This is a genomic window from Thauera chlorobenzoica (assembly GCF_001922305.1).
In the GTDB taxonomy this organism is placed as follows: domain Bacteria; phylum Pseudomonadota; class Gammaproteobacteria; order Burkholderiales; family Rhodocyclaceae; genus Thauera; species Thauera chlorobenzoica.
On the sequence record NZ_CP018839.1, the window covers coordinates 1,706,724 to 1,728,961 of the forward strand.

15 protein-coding genes are annotated in these 22,238 nt (G+C 64.8%); 1 reads left to right on the top strand and 14 read right to left on the bottom strand.

Annotation, left to right across the window (positions count from 1 at the left end; all coding sequences use genetic code 11):
- Window positions 1-27: 27 nt before the first annotated feature.
- Window positions 28-2,022: an acetoacetate--CoA ligase gene (locus tag Tchl_RS07905; protein WP_075147921.1), complete on the bottom strand. Its 1,995-nt coding sequence runs from the start codon at window positions 2,020-2,022 to the stop codon at window positions 28-30.
- Window positions 2,023-2,332: 310 nt separating this feature from the next.
- Here Tchl_RS07905 and Tchl_RS07910 point away from each other — a divergent pair, with 310 nt between their 5' ends.
- Window positions 2,333-4,162 carry a sigma-54-dependent Fis family transcriptional regulator gene (locus Tchl_RS07910; RefSeq protein ID WP_075147922.1) on the top strand — a complete coding sequence of 610 codons (1,830 nt, stop codon included), beginning with the start codon at window positions 2,333-2,335 and terminating at the stop codon, window positions 4,160-4,162.
- A 36-nt stretch (window positions 4,163-4,198) separates the two neighbouring features.
- On the opposite strand, the gene Tchl_RS07915 is transcribed toward Tchl_RS07910, so the two are convergent.
- The 13 genes from Tchl_RS07915 to Tchl_RS07975 form a co-directional block, all read right to left on the bottom strand.
- Entirely contained in the window at window positions 4,199-5,215 is a 1,017-nt protein-coding gene (locus Tchl_RS07915; RefSeq protein ID WP_075147923.1) for a hypothetical protein, read from the bottom strand.
- A gap of 31 nt (window positions 5,216-5,246) precedes the next feature.
- Window positions 5,247-6,281, bottom strand: a complete 1,035-nt coding sequence (locus Tchl_RS07920) for an IS630 family transposase (RefSeq protein ID WP_075147924.1) — start codon at window positions 6,279-6,281, stop codon at window positions 5,247-5,249.
- 221 nt (window positions 6,282-6,502) lie between these two features.
- Window positions 6,503-6,973, bottom strand: coding sequence for a universal stress protein (locus tag Tchl_RS07925; protein ID WP_075147925.1), 471 nt, complete (start codon window positions 6,971-6,973; stop codon window positions 6,503-6,505).
- Between the two features lie 19 nt (window positions 6,974-6,992).
- Complete coding sequence (locus tag Tchl_RS07930; protein ID WP_075147926.1) at window positions 6,993-9,389, bottom strand: efflux RND transporter permease subunit; 2,397 nt, start codon at window positions 9,387-9,389, stop codon at window positions 6,993-6,995.
- The gene (locus Tchl_RS07935; protein ID WP_232311699.1) at window positions 9,389-10,528 is read right to left on the bottom strand and encodes a WD40/YVTN/BNR-like repeat-containing protein; all 1,140 of its coding nucleotides are present in this window, start codon (window positions 10,526-10,528) and stop codon (window positions 9,389-9,391) included. Before Tchl_RS07935 ends, Tchl_RS07930 begins: the two co-directional genes overlap by 1 nt.
- Window positions 10,529-10,692: 164 nt before the next feature.
- Complete coding sequence (locus Tchl_RS07940) at window positions 10,693-12,063, bottom strand: DUF1329 domain-containing protein (protein ID WP_075147928.1); 1,371 nt, start codon at window positions 12,061-12,063, stop codon at window positions 10,693-10,695.
- A 28-nt stretch (window positions 12,064-12,091) separates the two neighbouring features.
- On the bottom strand, window positions 12,092-13,777 hold the full coding sequence (locus Tchl_RS07945) for a DUF1302 domain-containing protein (protein WP_075147929.1): 1,686 nt from the start codon (window positions 13,775-13,777) through the stop codon (window positions 12,092-12,094).
- Between the two features lie 416 nt (window positions 13,778-14,193).
- Window positions 14,194-15,645 (bottom strand): aldehyde dehydrogenase, encoded by a 1,452-nt coding sequence (locus Tchl_RS07950; protein ID WP_075147930.1) that lies wholly within the window; start codon window positions 15,643-15,645, stop codon window positions 14,194-14,196.
- Window positions 15,646-15,758: 113 nt separating this feature from the next.
- A complete protein-coding gene (locus tag Tchl_RS07955; RefSeq protein ID WP_075147931.1) occupies window positions 15,759-17,309 on the bottom strand; it encodes an FAD-binding oxidoreductase in 1,551 nt (516 codons plus the stop codon).
- 46 nt (window positions 17,310-17,355) lie between these two features.
- Window positions 17,356-17,943, bottom strand: coding sequence for a hypothetical protein (locus Tchl_RS07960; RefSeq protein ID WP_075147932.1), 588 nt, complete (start codon window positions 17,941-17,943; stop codon window positions 17,356-17,358).
- Window positions 17,944-17,952: 9 nt separating this feature from the next.
- On the bottom strand, window positions 17,953-18,255 hold the full coding sequence (locus Tchl_RS07965) for a c-type cytochrome (protein ID WP_075147933.1): 303 nt from the start codon (window positions 18,253-18,255) through the stop codon (window positions 17,953-17,955).
- Window positions 18,256-18,515: 260 nt separating this feature from the next.
- Window positions 18,516-19,898, bottom strand: a complete 1,383-nt coding sequence (locus tag Tchl_RS07970; protein ID WP_075147934.1) for a sigma-54-dependent transcriptional regulator — start codon at window positions 19,896-19,898, stop codon at window positions 18,516-18,518.
- On the bottom strand, window positions 19,888-22,035 hold the full coding sequence (locus Tchl_RS07975) for a XylR N-terminal domain-containing protein (protein ID WP_075147935.1): 2,148 nt from the start codon (window positions 22,033-22,035) through the stop codon (window positions 19,888-19,890). The genes Tchl_RS07970 and Tchl_RS07975 overlap by 11 nt, the downstream gene beginning before the upstream one ends.
- Window positions 22,036-22,238 lie beyond the last annotated feature (203 nt).

The following is a 22,238-nucleotide window of genomic DNA, read 5'->3' on the forward strand; positions in this document are numbered from 1 at the left end:
CGGATCTTGTGGTTGCCGTGCCCGCAGTCAGCTCAGTGAATAGTCCTGCTGGGTCTTCGCGTAGTGGATGAAAAAGTCGAGTGCCTGGGGGTTGGCCATGGCGTTGCGATTGACCGCCTTTTCGACCGCCACGCCCATCAGGATCTTGCGCACCGGCACTTCCATCTTCTTGCCGGTGAGGGTCGCCGGGATGGCGGGTACGGCGATGATCCGGTCCGGCACGTGGCGTGGCGTGTATTCCCTGCGCAGGAGGGCGTTGATCCGCTGCACCAGGTCGGCATCGAGCTGGATGCCGGCACGCAGCTTCACGAACAGCGGCATGAAGAACGCGTTGTGCGGCAGATCGAGATTGACGATCAGCGCGTCCTCGATCTCGTCGAGCGCGGCCAGCGCCCGGTAGATTTCCGCCGTGCCGATGCGCACGCCCTGGCGGTTCAGCGTTGCGTCCGAGCGGCCGAGCACGAAGCAGCCGCCGCGCGCGTTGATGCGGAAGAAGTCGCCATGGCGCCAAACCCCAGGAAATTCTTCGAAGTAGGCTTCCCGGTAGCGCACCTGCCCGGGGTCGTTCCAGAAGCAGACCGGCATCGACGGCAGGGGCTCGGTGATCACCAGCTCGCCGACTTCATCGACGACCGCCTCGCCGCGCTCGTTGAACGCGGCCGCGGCCACCCCGAGCGACGGCGCCTGGATCTCGCCGGCATGAACCGGCAGCGTCGGCACGCCGCCGACGAAGCCGGTGCAGCAGTCGGTGCCGCCGCTGCCGGTGGCGATCCACAGATCCTTCTTGACGTTGTCGTAGAACCAGGCGGTGCACTCGGGCGACACCGGTGAGCCGGCCGGCATGATCGCGCGCAGTTTCGACAGGTCGTAGCGCGCCCCCGGCACGATGGCGGCCTTGTTCATGATGTCGACATAGGTCGGGCTGGCGCCGAAAAAGGCGGCGCTGCAGTCCTGGGCCATCTTCCACAGCACGTCGGGGGTCGGATAGGCCGGGTTGCCGTCATAGAGCACGGGGCACGCGCCGACCAGCAGCGAGCTCGCGACCACGTTCCACATCATCCAGCCGGTGGTGGTGAAAAAGAAGCTGCGCTCGCCGGGATGGATGTCCATGTGGAAGGCGAGCAGCTTGTGCATCTCGAGGAGGATGCCGCCATGGCCGTGCACGATGGCTTTGGGCAGGCCGGTCGTGCCCGACGAGAACAGGATCCACAGCGGATGATCGAAGGGCAGCTGCTCGAACCGGAAACCGTCGGCCGGAACGGGAGGGTGATCGAGCAGGCTTTCCCATGACCGCACCCGTTCATCGGCCGGGGCCGGGCTGTGCGGCTCCAGGTGCGGCAGATGTATGACGTGCTCGATGCTGTCGAGTGCGCCGATGATTTCCCGGACCTCGTCGCGGCGGTCGAAGGCCTTGCCGCCATAGCGGTAGCCGTCGACGCAGAACAGCACTTTGGGGGCGAGCTGGGTGACCCGGTCGAGAACGCCGTGAGAGCCGAAATCCGGCGAGCAGCTTGCCCACACGGCACCGATGCTCGTCGTCGCCAGCAGGGCGATGATCGCCTGCGGGATGTTGGGCAGGTAGGCCAGGACGCGCTCGCCAGGCTTCACGCCCAGGCGGCGCAGTTGCGTCGCGAGGATGCGCACCTGGCCGGCCAGTTCTTCCCACGCCATGGCGGTCAGGGGGGCGTTCTCGCTCAGGTACATGAGCGCGTCACTGCCGGCGCGTTCCTGGCGCAGGACGTGCTGCGCGTAGTTGAGCTTCGCCCCGGGGAACCACTGGGCGCCGGGCATTTTCCGGGAGCCGAGCACGCAGGTGGGCGGAGACGAGGCCTCGATCGAAAAATAATCCCAGAGCGCGCCCCAGAACGATTCCAGGTCGGTGACCGACCAGCGCCAGAGCTCGCCGTAATCCGCGAATTCCAGCTTGCGGGTGGCTTGCAGCCAGTTCATGAACGCAGTCACGTTCGCGTTCGCTACCCAGTCGGCGCTGGGGGTCCAGAGCAAATCGCCTTCCTTGATCATCGATGCATCCCGGGTCCGTTGGACAAAAATTTGGTGCTTAAACTGCGTACATCGCTCGATGTCTGATGTTCGTCACGCTGCCTTGTATTGAGCAAGACTGATGCCAGGATGGTCGTGGAAGCGCGGATTGTGCGGCGCAGCAAGTTTTGATCATCGATTTTCGATAGACATTCCTGCTGGGTGGATCAAAAATACTGCTGTGCAGCATTTATGGCCTCTGGCCTGGGTTCATAAAATCGTGAAAACAGTCCTATGAATTTGCGGTTGAATTTATAAAAATGGAAATGTGGTTCAGTGAAGGAGACATGTCGTGATCAAAAGCAAAGGCAGGGCTGCGACCGGAGAAGAAGGCTCGGAATTCTCGGCATCGCAGCTCGGAGACTATGCCAGCTCGCGCGCTGACGCCCGGCCATCGTTATCGGACATTTCGGCATGTCTGTCGTTTTCGCCTGATGACGGATATATCTGGCTCAATGATCAGCGCATGATCTTGATGCATGGCAATGCATTCGGAGCACTGCGGCGCGAGCTGATCGACAGTCTGGGAATGGAAAAGGCAAGAGGTTTATTCACCCGCCTGGGCTATATCGCGGGAGCGCGCGATGCCCGCATGGAGCAGGCCCGCTGGCCCGATGCCGATTTGTCCGCACTGTACAAGGCCCGCCTGCATTCCTTTGAGGGCATGGTCAAGGTCGAGCCGGTGAGATTCAACTTCGACCAGAAGAACGGCCAGTTCGACGGTGAGTACTTATGGCATCACTCGATCGAGGCGGACGAGCACATCGCCGCCTATGGCCTGGGGACTGCAGCGACCTGCTGGATGCTGACCGGTTATGCGATGGGGCACGGGAGCACCCTGCTCGGACACCTCGTGATTGCGCGTGAAGTCAGTTGCCGGTCGATGGGGGATTCCGTGTGCCGCCTGATCGCAAAATCGGCTGAGCTGTGGGACGACATCACCGAGGACATGCGGCGTCTCAATGCCGAAGACTTTGTCGGCTCTCCGACGGGCAGTCGTGCCTCTTCCGTGGTGGTGCCGGTGACCGGGCTGAAAGACAGCGCGGGAATGCTTGCGCAGAATGCACCCTATCACGCCGCAATGGTTGGTGCGTCGGCCGCTTTCAATGCAGCCTGCCATCAGCTCCGGCGCGTCGCCGGTACTGATGCCACTGTCCTGTTTACGGGGGAGTCCGGGGTCGGTAAGGAAGTGTTCGCCAACATGCTCCACCGCATCAGCACGCGGGCTGAAAACCCCTTCGTCGCCGTCAACTGTGCCGCGATACCGGACACGCTGATCGAGTCCGAACTGTTCGGTGTCGAGCGTGGTGCCTATACCGGAGCGGTTGCGTCGCGTCCCGGCCGATTCGAGCGGGCCGATGGCGGAACCTTGTTCCTGGATGAAATCGGGACATTGAGTCCGATCGCGCAGGGAAAGCTGCTACGAGCGCTGCAGGAAGGGGAAATCGAACGAGTCGGAGGCAGCCGGAGCACCCGGGTCGACGTGAGAGTGGTTGCTGCGACCAATGTCGATTTGCGGCAGGCGGTGCAGGATGGAAATTTTCGCGAGGATCTGTTCTACCGATTGAACGTGTTCCCCATTCGACTCCCTCCGCTTCGCGCTCGCAAGGACGATATTCCGCTGTTGATGAATCATTTCCTGAACTATTACTGCGACAAGTACCATCGAAAAGTGGTGGGTTTCACGCCCGCAGTCATCAGAGCCTTCCTCTCGTACGAATTCCCCGGAAACATAAGAGAACTGCAAAACCTGGTCGAGCGCGGCGTGATTTCTGCCGAGGATGACGGGGTGATCGACTTGCCAAACCTGTTCACCAGTGGTGAAACCCTGCCGCCGGATGTCCTGTCGATTGCGATGGGGGCGGGAAAGGGCGTGCTCAGGAATGCGCAGTCCGAAACCGGCGAAGTCCCTGATACGTCACCCGACCTGCTGCAGATGTTGCTGCAGACGCAAGGAGACGGAAAAAGCATTTCCCTGGAAGAAATAGAACGGACCCTGGTTGAGAACGCAGTATCCGTTTCAAATGGGAATTACTCCGCTGCGGCACGACTGCTTGGCATTACCCGGTCGCAACTGGCGTATCGATGCGAAAAATACAAGCTCGCTGGCGGCGAAGGCTGACATTCCGGAAGGCCGGGAGTGGCTTCAGCGCTGAGTTCAATGCCTGTCGTCGTTTTTGAGTGGCCAGAATGCGAATCCTTCTGCATAGGCGACGATGAGAGGGAAGGTTATCGACAGCATCGCCGTCGCTATCCACAAATCCAGGTCATATGCCGGCGGACCTGCCTGAATATGGGCGAAGGCATTGATGGAGGCGAAACGATAAAGCTCGTAGGTGAGCAGCGCCAACAGCGCAGAGCCGAAAATGAGCGCGCATCCCTTTGCCGGCTGTGCCAGTTTTTGAAACGGAGCGGTCTGAAACAGGGTCAGAAGAATGAACGTGCCGAATACGAAGGAGACTGGAATACGAACGAGGTAATCCACCGTGTCCATACCTGACAGATTGACTCCGGTCTCCCAGACGACTCCGGCAACGGACAGCACGATCACGGTCGAAATCAGGCCGAAATAAGGCTGAGTGCCGAATGCGGGTTTCTTGCTCACGATGGTCGTAATCGGCCAGAAGTCGAGCAGGATGAGCCCCATGATCACCGCGACAGTCGTGATGGCGTATGAGAGGACGTTCCATGCCGGGAATGCACCTTGGGGGTCAAGATGCTCATGGTAGAAGGGCGCATCCTGCATCGCTCCAAAATCGAATCCAGACCGGAAAACGACCCAGGCAGAAAGATAGGAAAGCATCAGTGTTCCGAGTCCGAGCACTGCGGGATGCGATGAAATCGCCGAAGATGGCCAGCACTGGAATACTGCGACCAACCAGAAAGTCGCAACGATGCTCAGGATTATGTACATGTTCAGGAACGGCGTGGGAGGTGTGATACCCCCGCCGACTAGCACCAGGGTTGTCGGGGCGATCACACTTCCGGCCGCAATCAGGAGGCCGAGAATGGCTATCCCCCGCGCAGGCTGAGGCAGTCTGGCAAGAACGCCGGGATAGCGGTTGTTCCAGACGAGCCCGATGATGATTTGTGTCGGGACGATGCACATCGCAAGAAAGGCCACCCATGAACCAAAGAAGCGAGGCTCGAATCCGATGCTTATTGCCAGCGACAATCCGATTGTACTAACTTTTCAATAAGTAGTGTCATCCCAGGATATAGCGGCACTCTGGCTGCCTGAAAAATGACTTCACGAGTTCGGGGAGCTTCTGGATGCTACGCAAAGCACGGAGCGCGAGCCGTTTCATTTCCTCGGCACTCTCTACCAACTGCCGCGAAACCCTCCGCTTCACATGAGCCCAAACCGTTTCATCCGGATTCAGATGCGGAGAGTACGGCGGCAGGTAGAACAACTTGAGCTTGCCGCCCAAGCTCTCGATGTAGCTCTTGACCATCTTCGCCTTGTGGATCGGATGACCGTCAACAATCAGAAAGACCGGCTTCTCGGCGTTGACCATCAAGCGCTTGAGGAACTCGACGAACACTTTCGCACCGACCGATCCTTCATGTAGCATGAACCGAAATTCGCCCTGCGTGCCGACGGCCGAAATCATGTTCAGCGAGAAGCGCCGGCCCGTCGCCTGCACCACCGGTGTCTGTCCCTGCGGCGCCCAGGTCGTGCCAGTGTGGTAGTCCGAGCGGATGCCCGACTCGTCACCGAAGTAGATCGTTGCACCGAGCCGCTTGGCTTCGGCGCGAATCGCGGGGTAGGTCTCCGTCTCCCAGGTTCGCACCAGCACCGGATCTTGCTGCCACGCTTGGTAGAGCGGCTTCTGGGCACTGAAGCCCAGGATCTTCATCAGACGATGGACCGAGGAGACCGACAGCTCTTTCTTGAACTGTCGTTTGATCAGGTGACGGATCAGGGACAGCGTCCACAAGCCGAACTCGAACTTGAACTGCTGAGGGTTATGGTCACGAACCGCTTTCGCAATCCACGAAAGCTCCTCGGCATTGAGTTTGCTGGGGCGCCCCGGAATCGGCTTGGCGAGCAATGCGTTCTGTCCGCCATTGGCAAACTCGGCGAGCCACCGGAAAACGCTGCGCTCATTCACGCCAAACGCCGCCGCGACGCTTTGCACCGTCTGGCCCTCACGTACGGCTTTGACGGCCTGCTGCCGCATGACCTGCAAGGTGTGATGATCGAAAGCCCGGCCGTCGGAAAGTCGTTTGCATTTCATGGGCGATATTATCGCTCACCTGACACTACTTATGGGAAACTTAGTAATTGCGGCGCCAATCAATCCAGCAGCCGGCTGTTTCATGACATTGTCAGGCATGGGGCTCCATCCTTTTCAGATTGCATTCGTGTTCAAGCGAGAAAGCCTGGCTTCGTCTCGCAGCGGGAAGGGGGCGTTCATACCCCCGGTCCAGTGAATGACCGTGTGCCGATGACGATTCTTCACGCCGTCATGTCGTTTCCTCGGAGAGGCGCAGCCTTTGCGACAAAGACCGGCAGCGGCGAATGGGTGAGCACTTTCTGGGTCTGCGATCCGAGCATCAGCGCCTTGAGTCCGCGACGGCCGTGGGACGCCATGTAGATCAGGTCGCAGCCCTTGTCCCGGGCGACCTCGATGATCTGCACGTACGCTTCCGAGCCGACGCGCACGACCGCGTCACAGGTCAGTCCGGCCGCCTGAGCGGCCTCCGTGGCTTTGGACAGGATGGCCGAGGCCTGGCGCTTCATCTCGGTTTCGAACCTTTCGGGAGACAGCGTGCGCATCAGCGCCCCTTCCTGGGTGGCGCCGTAGTCTTCGACCATCGTGAAGAAGGTGATGCGGGCGCCGAGGGCGCGGGCGAATTCGACGGCCTGGGCGAGCAGGGCGCCGGCCAGCTCCGAGCCATCGAGCGGCACGAGGATGTGACGGTACATTGCATTTCTCCCTTGTCTTTCAGCCCCGCGCGACCTGTTTTGGCCGCAGCAGGAAATGCCCCAGCGCGGGCAGCAGGATCAGCGCGCCGAGCATGTTCCAGATGAACATGAACGCGAGCAGGATGCCCATGTCGGCCTGGAACTTGATCGGCGAGAACGCCCACGTCGCGACGGCGATGCCGAGTGTGATGCCGGTGAGCACCACCACCTTGCCGGTGAAGGTGAGCGCCTTGTAATAGGCGTCCGACAGGCTCATGCCTTCCTTGAGCCGGGCCAGGGTGACCGTCATCACGTAGAGCGCGTAATCGACGCCGACCCCGACCCCGAGCGCGATCACCGGCAAGGTGGCGACCTTGACGCCGATGTCGAGCCACACCATCAGCGCTTCGCACAGCATCGAGGTGATCGTCAGCGGCACCACCGCACACACCACCGCCCGCCACGAGCGGAAGGCGATGAACGCGAGCACGATCACCGCCGCATAGACCAGGAACAGCATCTGCACGTTGGCCTTCCTCACCACGATGTTGGTCGCGGCCTCGATGCCGGCGTTGCCCGCCGCGTTCAGAAAGCGCACCTCCTCGGTGCCGTGGCGCGCGGCGAAGGCTTCGACCACCTCGACCACGCTTTTGAGCGTGTCGGCCTTGTGATCCTTCAGGTAGGCATAGACGGTGAGCAGATCGCAGTTCTGGTTGAACATCTCGCGCGGGGCGCGGGTGATGATCGCGTTCAACATGTCCTGCGAGCGCGGGATCTCGAACCACTTCAGGCTGCCCTCGTTCATGCCCGCGTTGGCCACTTTGGCCAGCCCGGCCAGCGAGCTGGTCGTCTCCACCCCGGGCAGCTGCTGCAGCTCGCGCTCGAGCGCATCGACCGCCATCAGCGTGTCGTACTGGCCGCAGGCGTACTGGGGCGTGCGCACCATGACGATGTACACGTCGCTGCTCGCGGCGTAGTTGGCGGTCATGAAGGCGTTGTCGCGGTTGTAGCGCGAGTCCGGGCGCAGCTCGGGCGCGCCCGGGTCGATGTCGCCGATCTTGAGCTGAAAGCTCACCGCGAGCCCCACCGCGCCCATCGCCAGCCCGGCCAGCACCGCGATGGAGGCCCACTTACGCTGCGTGAAGAGATCGAGGAAGGCCCAGAACGGGTGCTTGTCATGCGTCCCGCTGGCCTCCATGAGCTCGGCCTTCAGGCTGCGCTGGGCCGCCATCGGACTCACCCCGGTGTAGGAGAGCAGGATCGGCAGCAGCACGAGGTTGGTGAAGATCAGCACTGCCACCCCGATGCTGGCAGTGATCGCCAGATCCTGGATGACCTGGATGTCGATCACCATCAGCACCGCGAAGCCCACCGCGTTGGCCAAGAGCGCGGTCATGCCGGCCAGGAACAGGCGGCGGAAGGTGTAGCGCGCCGCCACCAGCTTGTGCGTGCCGCGGCCGATGTCCTGCATGATGCCGTTCATCTTCTGCGCGCCGTGGCTCATGCCGATGGCGAAGACGAGAAAGGGCACCAGCACCGAGTAGGGGTCGAGCTCGTAGCCCAGCGTGGGCAACAGGCCCAGCAGCCACACCACGGCCACCACCGAGCACGACACCACCAGGAGCGTGCTGCGCAGGCAGCGGGTGTACCAGTACAGCACCGCGGTACAGATCACGATCGCCATGGCGAAGAACACCATCACCTGCAGCAGGCCCTCGATCAGATCGCCCACCACCTTGGCGAAACCGGTGACGTGGATGCGGATCGTGTCCGACTCGTATTTCGCCCGCAGCGCCTCGATGCGCTGCGAGAGCGCGTGGTAGTCGATGCGCTCGCCGGTCTCGGCGATCCTGTCCTGCAGCGGCACGAGCAGGATGCTCGACTGATAGTTGGCCGCCACGAGCTGGCCGATCTCGCCCGAGCGCTCGACATTGACCCGCACCTGCTCGATCGATTCGGGCGAGCCGTCGTAGTCGTCCGGGATCACCGGGCCGCCGTCGAGCCCTTCCTCGGTGACTCCGGTCCAGCGCACCGCGGGTGCCCACAGGGATTTCATGTAGGGGCGATCGACGCCGGGCAGCAGGAACAGCTCGTCGCTGAGCTTGCGCACGGTGTCGAGGTACTGTGCGTCGAAGATGTCCCCTTCGCTCACCGCCACGGCGATGCGCAGGCTGTTGCCCATGCCCGCGAGCTGGCTGCGGTTGTCGAGGAAATTGACGACGTACGGGTGGCTGGTCGGGATCATCTTGTCGAACGCGGCGTTCAACTTCAGTCCGAGCGCCTGATAGCCGAGCACCAGCGTGGCCAGCAGGCACAGCAGGACGATCACCAGGCGGTTGTTGAACAGCACGCGCTCGGCCAGCGAGCCCGAACGCGCATCGAAGTCGGCCAGGTTGGCGATCACCGCTTCGGCCGGAAGGGAATGTGCGACAGCCATTATTTGCGTTCCGTAACGACGAGTTGAGCGGCATCGACGCGGTTCAGGCCGCGTGCGCCGGACAGCACCAGGGCGCCGCCCTCGATCTGCACCAGGGCGGTGACCGCGTTGGGGGCCTTGGCCTCGAGCGCGCGAAAGCTGCGCCCCTGATCGTCGCTGCGCAGCAGGCGCCCGCTCTCGTCGGCGAGCACGACGGCGCCGTCGGCCAGGCGCAGGCCGCTGGTGAGGGTGATTTCCTGGTCGAGGGCGATCTGCGCCCAGTTCGCGCCCCCATCGCCGCTGCGCCAGACGTTGCCCCGCAGGCCGTAGGCCAAGAGCGTGTCCGGCCCGAGCGCGAGGACGCCGAAGAAGGTGCCCGGGTAGGGGGTGCGCACTTCGGCAAACGATGCCCCGCCATCGTCCGAGCGAAACAGCGCGCCCTGCTCGCCGGCGATGAGCAGGCGGGCGCCGTCGGCGCGCACCTGATAAAGGTGCTTGCCGCGCGGGTTGGGCAGGCGCGCGATGAAGGCCTGCCAGGACTGGCCGCCATCGTCGGTGGTGAGCGCCAGGCCGTAGGCGCCGACTGCCCAGCCGCGGCGTGCGTCGGCAAAATGCACGCCCAGCAGCGGCTTGTCCGGGCCGTCCTCGACCATCGCCTGGGCCTCACGCAGGCGTCGCTCGGCCCCGTCCGCGCCCGCCGCTTCGAGCGCGCGGGCTTCTTCGAGCGCCGCCTGTGCGCCCTGGCGGCCGTCGAGCTGGCGCACCCAGGTTTCGCCCCCATCGCGCGAATGCAGCACGATGCCGCTGTGGCCGACCGCCCAGCCCCGTTGGTCATCGACGAAGCAGACGTCGGTGAGCGCCACGCTCGCGGGCACCGCGCGCGCCTGGCGCCAGCTCGCTCCGCCGTCGTCCGACAGCAGCACGGTGCCGCGCGCGCCCACCGACACCAGCCGCTCGCCCGCCCGGGTCACCGCCAGCTGGACCGTGCTGGTGGCGCGCACATCGGCACGGGCCGGCAGCTCCAGCAGGTCCGGCACCGGCTGGCCGGTCGTCGCCGGCGCGGCCGCGGCCGGCGCAGCGGTCGCCGCCGCCGCCAGCGGGCAGATCAAGCTCAAAAGGGTGGCCGCCAGCAGGGGCCGCAGCGCAATGTTCAGAACCATGTGGCCTACTCTCATGCGCGCTCCGTCACGCAGCAGCGGACCCCGCGGGGCGGTGCCGTGGACGGAGCGTCGTTCAACAACGAAAAATCGGGTCTGAAAAGCGGAGGGCCCGCCTGCCCGCAGCCCGGCAGGCCCTCCGGCGACTGTCCAGCCGCCGGGCGAGATCAGCGTGCTGCGTCGGCGGCGACGGCGTCGCCGGTGAAGAAGGTCTCGGGCTTGCGCGGCACGACGCGGTAGGTTTCGTCGTTCAGCCCCTGCACCGTGCTCATCGTGCCTGCCTGCAGGTTGAACACCGTCACCTGCTTGACCAGGAGCGCCGGAACGGCGGGCACGAAGAAGTTGGGCATCTGCGAAGTGCGCCAGAGCTTGCCTTCGGCATCATAGCCATCCATCAGCACCATCAAGCCGGTGTCCTCGTCGAAGTAATACTTGCGCTTCGGCACTGCATGGCGCTTGCCCGACACCACCGTGCCTTCGACCTCCCATACCCGGTGCAACTCCCAGCGCACCTTGGCCGGATTCAGGTGGAACTTGTCGTAGGCGTCGGCAACCTTGGCCGTGACCAGTTCATTGTTGTTGTAGGGGATATACATCTCCCGTTTGCCGAGCAGCTTCCATTCGTAGCGGTCGGGGTGGCCGAAGAAGCCTTGCACCTCGTCGAAATAGTTCGCCCCCGAGGCGACGAAGTCCGGCGTGTCGTAGGCCACGGTCGGCGCACGACGCACGCGGCGCTGGCCGACCAGGTACTGCCAGGCCTGGCGCGGGGTCTTGGGGTCGATGCTGTCGCGGATCACCAGCGACTCGCCCACCTTGAAGGAGGGGGCCGTGGTACTGAAGCGCTGCAGGAAGTACTCGCCCTTGCCGTCCTTCGACCAGGTCTCCCACGAACCATCCTTGTAGTTGTAGGGGTGCTGGAAGAAATTGTCGTTGCGGGTGGCCAGGGTGTGATTGCCGTCGGAGGAGCCGACGATGTTCTTGAAGCCGAATTCGATCGATTCGGGTTCGACCCGCAGCAGGTAATTCCACACCACCTCTACACCGGCCTGCGGAACCGGAAACGGGAGCCCGCCGAAGCAGCCCTCGATCGAATTACCACCTTCCGTCGTCTTGCAATCGGTCGCATTCTTGAACGTGTTTGCCGCCACGTGCTCCGGCACCGTCGCCGTGCGATGGGTCGGGTACACGTCGACACGGAACGTGTCCGGGTATTTCTTCAGCAGCGCCTGCGTGCCCTCGGAGAGCTTGTCCGCATGCTGGGCCATGTTGGATGCGGTGATCTGCAGGGCCGGCTTTTCATCCGGGAAAAGATTCACCGGGATGTCGCCCACTTTCGGCCCCGCGACCGGGCCGGTCTGCCCCCCGGTCCACGCCGGAATGGTGCCGTCCTTGTTGCCGGCTTTCTCACCGCCGAGCGGGGTCAGCGAGGTTTTGAGCTTGGCCGCTTCGTCTGCGCTCACCGCGGCCATCGCGCTCTGCATGCCGGCGCTCAGCGCCAGGATCGAGACGCACAGCAAGGTCTTTTTAAACTTGAACATATTGATCTCCTCGGTCGTTTTATAGGAATCAGAACGTGCGCTGGATCGTGAGCGACACGAAGTCGCGGTCGCCGTGGAAATTGTCATAGGACAGCTCTCCGGCCGGATTGACGATCGAACCCGAGGAGCCGATGTAGTGGGTGTAGTTCAGCCCGCCCTGCCAGGTCTTGCGGTAATCGGCCTTCACCCCGATGCTCAGGCTGCCGCCGTTCTCCGCCGGGAACAGCACGCCATTGACCGAGGAGCGTCCGGCCAGGCCGTAGTTCACGCCGATCGGCACCTGCAGATCGAGCCCGGGCGCGACCTGGAAATATTCCGGGGTGAACACGAACTGGATCGCGCTGGCTTCGCGGGTGGCATTCGGGTCGAGCGCGGCCCGGTTGTCGGTGACGCTGAGCACCCGGTTGTAGGCGAACTCGCCGACGAAGGCGGCCCCGTCCCACAGCGCATTGGCCGGCAACACACTGATTGCCGACAGGCTCAGGTGCATCGTCTTGCCTTTCGGAAAGGTGGCATCGTCGTCGTTGTCCGCCCCGCCCAGGCCGAGCGCGACGTTGCCCGTGGCGACCAGCGGCTGGTTTTCACGGAACGACAGTTCGCCCGAGACGTTGGTCTCCCCCACCAGCGTGGCAAAGCTGGCGCCGATGGTGCGGATGTTCTCCGCATAGACGAGGACGTAGTCGCCATCCACGCCGCGGCCCGGATCGGCGTTCACGCCGGGGCGGATGTAGAACTGCGGCAGCTTGTCGTGGAACTGGGCGGCGTACAGCCCGTACTCGGTGTCGCCGGCACGGAACTTGACCTGAATACCGCCCTGACCGGAGTCCTTCGCATCCATGTCATCGCCCCGGCGCAGCGTGCCGTTCGGCCCGAACGGCCCGTACAGAAACTCGCCGCCGGCACCGGCGAAATCTGCAAACGCGAAATAGCTTCCCGCCCCCGGCAGACGCGAGTCGCGCCATTCGTACTGGTAATAGGCGCCGATCGACACGTCGGGGCTGAGCTGCAGCTGCGCCGAAACCTGTCCGACCGGGCGCGCCACTTCCTTGAACTGCGAGTTCGGTACCGACAGCGCACGCGCCAGATCGAGCGGGGTCTGGGCGCCGGCGATGCCGTTCGCGCCGAAGAACAAAGTTTCGCCGTAGAGCTGGGTGAAGCGCCCCGCCTTCAGGTTCAGGCCCTTGCCGGCGATCTCGGTGCGGCCATAGACGAAGGCATCGAGGAACTCCGCCTTGCGCCCGTGGAGCTTTTCGGTGGCGGTGGTGAATTCGTCGAAATCGGCCGAGCGCTGATTGAGCGACCAGGCGTAGCGTTGGCTGCGGTCGTTGGATTCGTTGTACACCTGGTCGTACCAGGCGGCGCCGCTGACCCGGAAGCCCATGTTGTTGCGATAACGCAGGTCGAATTCGGAGAGCAGGTCGAGACGGTTCGAAATCAGGCCGCGGCTGAAATTGCGGTCGCCGTCGTTGGTGTTGATCTGCGCCCCCGCGTCCGAGGCGGGCCCGCTGCCGTCCGCCTCCTCGACCCGCCAGCTGGCGTTGTACTTGAGTGTGTTGTCCCAGCGCACCGACAGGTCGGAATTGCCCGTGTCGATGGTGAAGCCGAACGCCGCGCCTGAAATTGCCATGCCGGCGCAAACGGTGGCGACGGCCCTGCCGATGGGTGAAACCCGCGGCGCGAAGCCGGGATCGAAACGGGACGGCTTGTCGTTCATGTCTTCCTCCTTGAGCAAATATAACTGCGGCTTTTTTTGCCTGTAGCCAGTCACGGCGGCAGGTTTGTTGCAGGAACATTTCGAATGGCCGGATTAATGAACAGCAGCCACCCGCTTTTAATAATGATGTGAACTGATCTTCAGTTTCTTCGGATAAAAAGCATGGATCATGCCAGTCATTTTTCTAATGCACTGATGTTGCGGTGCGGGAAGTGACTGCTCCTACAAAAATGCGGGCTTGATTCGGGTGACGCAACACGCTTTGCGCAGTGCAGAAGAAAAGCATTTTCCGGCTGCTTGAGAAATTCGTGAAAAATCTCACCGAGGATATTGCTGGACTTCATACTTTTCGCGCTTCGCTTCGGGCTATCGCAAGGATCCGCATCCTCTCGATAAGTGGCATGCGGATCCGGAAATCAGAACGGGTAATGGCGCGCCGTGGTCTGCATCGTGATCCAGCGCAGCTCGGTGAAGGCATCGACGCCGGCCTGGCCGCCGAAGCGGCCGTAGCCCGAATCCTTGACCCCGCCGAAGGGCATCTGCGCTTCGTCGTGGACGGTGGGGCCGTTGATGTGGCAGATCCCCGACTGGATGCGCGACGCCACCTGCCAGGCGCGTGCGAGGTCGCGCCCGAAGACCGCCGCGGCGAGCCCGAAGGGGTTGTCGTTGGCGCAGGCAACGGCCTCGTCGACGCCGCGCACGCGAACGATGCCCTTCACCGGGGCGAAGGTCTCCTCGTGGTAGATGCGCATCTCGGCGCTCACGTGATCGAGCAGGGTGGCGGGCATCAGGGTGCTGTCGGCCTTGCCGCCGCAGACCAGGGTGGCGCCCTTGGCCAGGGCGTCGTCGATCAGCGCGTTGCAGCGTTCGACCGTGCCCATGTCCACCACCGAGCCGAGCACCACCGGACCCCGGCGCGGGTCGCCCAGCGGCAGGGCGCGGGCGCGGGCAGCGAGGCGTTCGACGAAGTCGTCGGCGACGGCGGCGTCCACGATGATGCGCTCGGTCGACATGCAGATCTGCCCCGAGTTGGCGAAGGCGCCGAAGGTCGCCGCGGCCACCGCGGCGTCGAGGTCGGCGTCGTCGAGCACCACCAGCGGCGCCTTGCCGCCCAGTTCGAGCACCGCGGGCTTGAGGTATTTGGCGCAGGTCTGCGCGATCAGGCGCCCGACCCGGGTCGAGCCGGTGAAGTTGACCCGGCGCAGCGCGGGGTGGGCGACCATCGCTTCGACCACCGCGCCAGCATCGGCCGGGGCGTTGGTGACGAAGTTGACCACGCCCGGCGGCAGGCCGGCTTCCTGCAGCGCCTCGATGATCAGGCCGTGGGTGGCAGGGCACAGCTCCGAGCCCTTGAGCACCACGGTGTTGCCGCAGGCGAGCGGGGTGGCGATGGCGCGCACGCCGAGGATCACCGGTGCGTTCCACGGGGCGATGCCGAGCACCACGCCGGCGGGCTGACGCACCGCCATCGCCACGTTGCCGGGGACGTCGGAAGGAATCAGCTCGCCGTTGATCCGGGTGGTCAGCGACGCGGCTTCGAGCAGCATGCCGGCGGCCAGGTGGACGTTGAACCCGGCCCAGATTCCGGATGCACCGGTTTCGGCGGCCATTGCCGCGGCGATCGCCTCGCCCTTGGCCTCAAGTGCCTGGGAGGCCTTCAGCAGCAGGGCGCGCCGTTCGCCCGGCCCCAGCGCGGCCCAGGCCGGAAACGCTGCGGCGGCGGCGTCGACCGCGGCGACTGCATCGGCGGCGGTGGCGGCCGGTGCGCGTGTGGCGACGCTGTGGTCGAGGGGATTGCGGCGCTCGAAAGTGGCGCCGTTGGCGGCGGCGCGTGGCTCGCCACCGATCAGCATGCGGATGTCAGTCATGGTGTCTCACTCCTCGATCGTCGACCGCCGCCGTTCCCGCCGTAGGGGCGGCACGGCCGGCGATCGCTGAAGGTTGTGGTTGCGGAAAGCGTGTTGCGGTGTCGTGCTGATACTCACAGGCTGATCCCGCAGCGCCCCGGAGCGATGATGTTGTTCGGGTCGAGGGCGCGCTTGAGGCGGCGCTCGACGTCGCGCTTGACCGGGCCGTAGGTGGCAGCGACCTTTTCCGCGAAGGCGGTGTTGGCGCGATAGACGCCATAGCCTTCGCGGGCGAAGGCGTGGAGCAGCTCGTCGTAGCAGGCGTAGGCGTTGCGCGTCTGCTCGTCGTCGCTGCGGTCGAACAGCAGGTCGATGACGTGGTGCATGTCGCGCCAGCCGACGATGAACTCGCCGACGTAGTCGAAGCCGTACTTGGCGAGGATGTCCTTGGCCAGCTTCATCTGCTTCAGGGTCTCGCTGCCCTTGGCCTGCGATACCGGGGCGAACCACACCGAACCGCCGCCTCCGCGCCAGTTGTAGAGATCGAATTCGCCGAGATTGGGCTTGCCTTTCATCAGGTCGAAGCGGTACTGGGTGGCACGCCCGCCTTCGTCCGCGGACTCGGTGACCAGCTTGCCGCCGGTGGCCGCGGCGACCGCTTCGATGATCTTCCAGTGGGCGTCGTTGGTCTCGGCGGTGCCGTAGAGCGCGGCATAGACGTTCCACGCGCCGATGTTGTGGTCCTTGCGGATGCGCTTGACTTCGTCGTCGGTGATCGCTCCCGGTCCCGGGTGGTAGTCGGCGCGGTTGACCTTGGAGCAGGGTGCCTCCCACAGCGTGTGCGCGATTACCACCGCGTTCGGGATCACCATCGCGATGCGCAGCGGGCGCAGCGCGTCGACGATCTTGGTGATGTCGGTGTCTTCGGGGTACTGGATCAGGAAGGGGCGGTAGTCGGGCGGGGCCGGCATCAGCCACATCCCCATCTTGGTGACGACGCCGTAGTTCGACTGGGTGAAGATGCCGTCGAGGGTCGGCCCGTAGCCCCACTTGAACACCTGCCAGGTGTTGGAATTGGGCATCGAGCCCATGCCGGTGCGCAGCACCTCGCCGTCGGCGAGCACCACCTCCATGCCGGACGAGAACAGGAAGTGCTCGCCGTAGGGGGTGTAGCCGACACCGCGGTCGACCATGTTGCCGAGCGGGCCGGCGATCACCGAGGGCGCGGGGCAGGAGAACCACAGCGGCAGCTTCTTTTCCTGCAGGTAGTCGTAGAGCTGCTGGTAGGTGACGCCGGGTTCGACCAGCGCGGTGCACAGCTCGGCGTCCACGTCGAGGATGCGGTTCATGCGGCGCAGGTCGAGGACGAGCTGGCCGCGCTCGACCGGCGCCGCCGAGCCGTAGCCGAGGTTCTTGCCGGTGGAGATCGGGTACACCGGGATCCGGCGCTTGTTCAGGATGCGCATGATCGCCTGCACCTGCTCGACGCTGTCAGGCATCACCGCGGCCGAGGGCGCGTGCTGCTCGTCGGGCACCGGCATCATGATCTTGTTGTAGGGGGCGAGCTGCGGCGTGTCGGCAAGGACGTGGGCGTCGCCGACGATGGCGCGGATCTCGGTGAGCGCCTTGTCGAAATCGCTCGCGCTGACGCCCTTGGGCAGGAGGGTGCGCTTGGGTGTGCTCATTTCTTCTCCAGGATGCGGATGAGGTTGCGGGGGCGTGGGCAGCGCTTCAGAGCCGGATCAGGAAGGACGCCAGCGCGCCCTCTGCGGCAGTGATGGCGGCTGCGGGCCGGATCGAGGCGGGGGGGGCGGTGCGCTCGCCGAGGGCGGCAAGGTAGAACTGCCCGACGTGCTGCGCCTGGTCATCCCCGGCTCCGTTCCAGGTGATCGGCTGCGGGTATCCGGCGGCGCTGCAGCAGTGACGTGTGGCGCTGCTACTGCTGCGGTGATGGGCGCTCGCCAGCGAGTGCGCACCACGGCTGCCGGCGACGGCCTGGAAGATGACCGCGGCGGCATCGTCCATGATGCCGAGCAAGGGGGTTCCGGGCGGATGGTCGAGCAGGGCGTCGAGGCTGTCGATGCGGCGCAGTTCGCTGCGACCGGGCAGCAGCACCGCCGTGCGCAGGCCGGCACCGTGAAATGCTTCTTCCACCCGGCGTGCCAGCGCCACTGCGGCAGGCAGGTCACCCTGGCCGAGGAGGATCAGCTGCGTGCGCCCGGCGGCGAAATTCACATTCTGGAAGGACAGCGCCGAAGTCGACAACGCGGCGAGTGATGCGCCGCCGCCGGCACGGCGGAAAAATTCACGTCGGTCCATGGCGGCCACCTATTTCGGGCCGCCGGCAGGCGAGGCCGACACCCACTGGATGACGCCGGCGAGGGCCTTGTCGTCGATTTCCGCGGGGCGGAAGCTGGGCATCGCGCGAAAACCGTAGCGCACCACGTGCTCGATGTAGGCGGGCTGCAGCTGTCGTCCGAGGATCGCCGGGCCGATGCCCTGGTCGTGGCAGTAGCTGCACACCTTGGCGTAGACCGGATCGACCGGTTGTGCGGGGCCGTCCTGTGCGGCCGCGACGTGCATCGCGCTTGCCGCGAGACAGGCCAGGGCCAGTTTCGATACTGAATGCATTCGTCTCCTCCTGTACTGGGATTACGGTGTTCCCTTGGAGAAAGACAAAGCAAGGCTCGGGCCAGGTTTGTTAAAAATACAAATACACAGATAAAACAAATATTTATTTTATCTCGTGGCGGGAAATGGAATTCCGATGATGTCGCAATGCGCTACAGGGCATTGCGTGAAAGCGGCGCCGGCGGTGGAAATCCCTTGCTGTCAGTGGGTTCTGGGCAAGCGTTGCAGCCTGCAACGGTGTTGCAAAATGCGACAGCACTTCAGTGCGCGGGCCTGTCCACCTTCGGCTTCAGGTTGCGGTAGATCGTCGATCGGGCGACGCCCAGGCGGGCGGCGGCGGCGCTGACGTTGCCTTCGAGGGCGTCGACGACCCAGCGGATGTAGGCCTGTTCGACTTCGGCGAGCGGTGCGATGCGGCTGAAGCCGGCGGGCGAAGTCGCGGCCGGAGCCTCGCCGGGTGTCGACAGGATCGAGTTCGTGATGGCGGCATCGATGACCTCGCCGTCGCCGAACACCAGCAGGCGCTCGATGACGTTGCGCAGTTCGCGCACGTTGCCGGGCCAGGGGTAGTCGATCAGGCGGGCCATTGCGCAGGGACTCAGGCGCGGCACCGGGCCGCTTGCATTGCGGCGCAGGGCGCGGCGCATCAGATGTTCGACCAGCAGCGGAATGTCCTCGCGGCGTTCGCGCAGTGGCGGCACCTGGATGTGTACGACGTTGAGCCGGTACAGCAGATCGTGGCGGAAACGGCCTTGCTCGACCAGGGCTTCGAGGTCGCGGTGGGTGGCGGCGATCACCCGTGCCTCGGTGTGGCGCAGCGCCGAGGCGCCGAGCTGGCGGAATTCACCGCTGTCGAGCACGCGCAGCAGCTTGGCCTGGCACGAAGCCGGCAGTTCGCCGATCTCGTCGAGGAACAGGGTGCCGGCGCTGGCGACCTCGAACAGGCCCTCGCGATCGCCGGTGGCGCCGGTGAAGGCGCCGCGCTTGTGGCCGAACAGCTCGCTTTCGACCAGTTCGCCTTCGAGCAGCCCGCAATTGAGCGGGACGTAGGCTTCGCCGGCACGTTTGCTCCAGCGGTGCAGCGCGGCGGCGACGACTTCCTTGCCGGCACCGCTCTCGCCGGTCACCAGCACCGGCAGATCGAGCGGTGCGGCGCGGTGCACGCGCTCGAGCATCTGCTGCCACGCTGCGCTGCGACCGACCATCTCGGCGTCGTCGGACTGGCGCAGGCGCTTCACTTCGGCGCTGAGGGCCTCGCAGCGAAGGGCGAGGGTGCGCCGGTCAAGGGCGCGCTCGACGATCAGGTCGAGCTCGGTGAGCTTGTAGGGTTTGGTCAGATAATCGAAAGCGCCCAGCTTCATCGCCGCGATCGCGGTGTCGACGCTGCCGTGGCCGGTGAGGACGACGACTTCGATCTGGGGCGCGAGCTGCTTGATCCGCCCGAGCAGCTCGATGCCGTCCATCCCCGGCATCTTGATGTCGATCAGCGCGAGGTCGATGCCGGTGCGCTCGATGTGCTGAAGGGCGCCCACCCCGTCGGCGGCTTCGCTGACGCGGTAGCCTTGCCGGGTCAGGCGGCCCGACAGCAGTTCGCGGTACAGCTCCTCGTCGTCGACGACGAGGACGTGCCGGTTATTGCCCATGCGCGCCGCCTCCCGGAGTGTCGTCCGCGCACGGCAGCAGCACGCGGAACCAGGCCCCGCCCTGCGCCCGGTTGCCACAGCTGATGCGGCCGTGGATCTCGTTCATGATCGAATAGCAGATCGACAGGCCGAGCCCGGTGCCCTTGCCCGGCGCCTTGGTGGTGAAGAACGGGTCGAACACGTGCTCGATGACGCCGGGCGCCAGTCCCGGGCCTTCGTCGCCGACCTCGATTTCGATGCCTTCGGCGGTGTTGCGCACGCCGAGTTCGATGCGGCCCTTGCCGTTCATCGCGTCGCGCGCGTTCTTCAGCAGGTTCTGGACGACCTGTTCGAGCAGGGCCGGGCTGGCGAGTGCCGGGGGCAGCCCGGGTTCGATCGCCACCGCGACCTCGACGCCCCGGGTCAGGCCGGCGTCGTTGAAGAAGGCCAGCCGTTCGGCGAGGAACAGGCCGACATCGACCGTCTCCAGCGCCGCGCTCTGGCGCCGCGAGAACGACAGCAGGTTGTCGGTGATCGCCTTGCAGCGGTGGGCCTGCTGCTGGATCGTCACCAGCCCGCGGCGCAGGGTCTCGAGCTGGGGAATGTCCTTGCTTCCGGCGCTGGTGTCGAGCAGCGCCTGCAGCTCCTCGGCGTAGCCGGACACGAGGCCGAGCGGGTTGTTGATTTCGTGGGCGACGCCGGAGGCGAACTGGCCGAGCGCGCTCAGGCGGTTGGCCTGGGCGAGCTGCTGCTCCATCTGGCGGCGGGCGGTGATGTCGCGCGCCACGCCGATCACGCCGTCGGCGGTGTCGTTGCCGACGAACAGCGCTGAGTTCACTTCCAGCAGCACACTGCCGCCATCGCCCTGCGGCAGCATGATCTCGAACGGCTGGCCGCTTTCGCCGCCGATGCGGCGGGCGAAGTCCTTGTCGATGCGGGTGGCGGAGGCGGCGGGCATCAGTTCGCCGACCGGGCGGCCGAGCGCCGCTTCGGGAGCGGTGCCGAGCAGCTCGGCCATGCGCGCGTTGATGAAGGCCAGCCGGCCACTGCCGTCGAGGATGTAGACGGCGTCGTTGATCACGTCCTGGATCTGCTGCTCGCGCGATTCGAGCTGGCGCGCGTACTCGGTGAGCGCGCGCTCGCGCTCGAGCTGGGCGCTGATGTCGAGCGCGAGGCCGCTGTAGCCGACGATCTTGTCGTCCTTGAATACCGGTTCGACCTGCAGGCGCACCGGGAAGGGGCGGCCGGCGGCGTCGCTCATGACCACGTCGATGTCGGTGGTGCTGCGCCGGATCGCGATGTCCTTGAGGAAGCCGGCGGCGCGGGCGACGTATTCGGGCCGTACCAGGTCCTTCAGGCGCAGCGTCGGCAGCTGCGCCTCGCTTACCCCCAAGCGCAGGCGTGCGGCCTTGTTCAGGTGCAGCAGGCGGCCCGAGGCGTGGAGCGCGAACACCATCTCCGGCAGGTCTTCGATCAGGTTGCGGTAGCGTTGCTCGGAAGCTTCCAGTTCGCGCGTGCGCTCGAGCACGCGGCTCTCGAGCACGTTGATGCGGTCACGGATGTTGAGCGGCTTGAAGTATTCGCGCAGCCCGGCCAGTTCGGGGGCGCAGTCGCTGGCGTTCATCAGCGTCCATGCACAATGCGCATCGCCACGGCCTTCGCAGGCGTGCTCGACGCAGATCATGTCGGCGTCGAGCACGCGCGAGGCGAAGCCCGAGGCGTAGCCGGTGAGGGTCCAGCACACCGGATCTTCCGAACGTCCGAACAGGCGCAGGTGCTGCTCGGCCTCGTAGGAGTGGCGCCAGCGTCCGCTCATGCGGTAGCGGCCGTGGTCATGGTCGATCTCGGGATGCCCCGGCTCGACTTCGGCGATACCCGAGAACATGTGGGTGCGCGGACCACCGAGAATGAATTCCTCGAGGCTGTCGGGGTGCATGTAGCCGGCGAGCAGCTCGGCGTCCTCGTAGCCGCAGCTGAAGCCGTAGCGGGTGAGGATGACCTTGGCGATGTCGAGGCCGACGGTCTCGACCAGCTCCTTGCGCAGCGCGCCCATCGAGTCGGCATGGACCAGGATCGCCCGGCGCCCGCAGAAGCTGATCGAGCCGGTCTCCGGCAGGAAGTCGATCAGCGAGTGGAAATCGAGTTCGTCCGAGCGCATCGCTCATGACTCCTGCACGAAGGCGGGTGGGGCGGTGGGCCGACAGGGCGAAGGGGCGGCTCCGGCAGTCTGCCGGCGCGCCCAGTCGATGGCAGCAGGATCGAAATTATACATGGCGGCATGAGCCGATATGATGAGGGCGCGTGCCGCCCGATCGCCAGCCTTTGCGGTGCCCGGGCAACAGCTCGGGTCCGGGCTTCCCG

What these genes read in the sequence shown, in the direction of transcription:
- Tchl_RS07905 (WP_075147921.1), bottom strand. Translation starts at nt 2,022, where the DNA reads ATGATCAAGGAAGGCGATTTGCTCTGGACCCCCAGCGCCGACTGGGTA.
- Tchl_RS07920 (WP_075147924.1), bottom strand. Translation starts at nt 6,281, where the DNA reads ATGAAATGCAAACGACTTTCCGACGGCCGGGCTTTCGATCATCACACC.
- Tchl_RS07925 (WP_075147925.1), bottom strand. Translation starts at nt 6,973, where the DNA reads ATGTACCGTCACATCCTCGTGCCGCTCGATGGCTCGGAGCTGGCCGGC.
- Tchl_RS07930 (WP_075147926.1), bottom strand. Translation starts at nt 9,389, where the DNA reads ATGGCTGTCGCACATTCCCTTCCGGCCGAAGCGGTGATCGCCAACCTG.
- Tchl_RS07935 (WP_232311699.1), bottom strand. Translation starts at nt 10,528, where the DNA reads ATGGTTCTGAACATTGCGCTGCGGCCCCTGCTGGCGGCCACCCTTTTG.
- Tchl_RS07940 (WP_075147928.1), bottom strand. Translation starts at nt 12,063, where the DNA reads ATGTTCAAGTTTAAAAAGACCTTGCTGTGCGTCTCGATCCTGGCGCTG.
- Tchl_RS07945 (WP_075147929.1), bottom strand. Translation starts at nt 13,777, where the DNA reads ATGAACGACAAGCCGTCCCGTTTCGATCCCGGCTTCGCGCCGCGGGTT.
- Tchl_RS07950 (WP_075147930.1), bottom strand. Translation starts at nt 15,645, where the DNA reads ATGACTGACATCCGCATGCTGATCGGTGGCGAGCCACGCGCCGCCGCC.
- Tchl_RS07955 (WP_075147931.1), bottom strand. Translation starts at nt 17,309, where the DNA reads ATGAGCACACCCAAGCGCACCCTCCTGCCCAAGGGCGTCAGCGCGAGC.
- Tchl_RS07960 (WP_075147932.1), bottom strand. Translation starts at nt 17,943, where the DNA reads ATGGACCGACGTGAATTTTTCCGCCGTGCCGGCGGCGGCGCATCACTC.
- Tchl_RS07965 (WP_075147933.1), bottom strand. Translation starts at nt 18,255, where the DNA reads ATGCATTCAGTATCGAAACTGGCCCTGGCCTGTCTCGCGGCAAGCGCG.
- Tchl_RS07970 (WP_075147934.1), bottom strand. Translation starts at nt 19,898, where the DNA reads ATGGGCAATAACCGGCACGTCCTCGTCGTCGACGACGAGGAGCTGTAC.
- Tchl_RS07975 (WP_075147935.1), bottom strand. Translation starts at nt 22,035, where the DNA reads ATGCGCTCGGACGAACTCGATTTCCACTCGCTGATCGACTTCCTGCCG.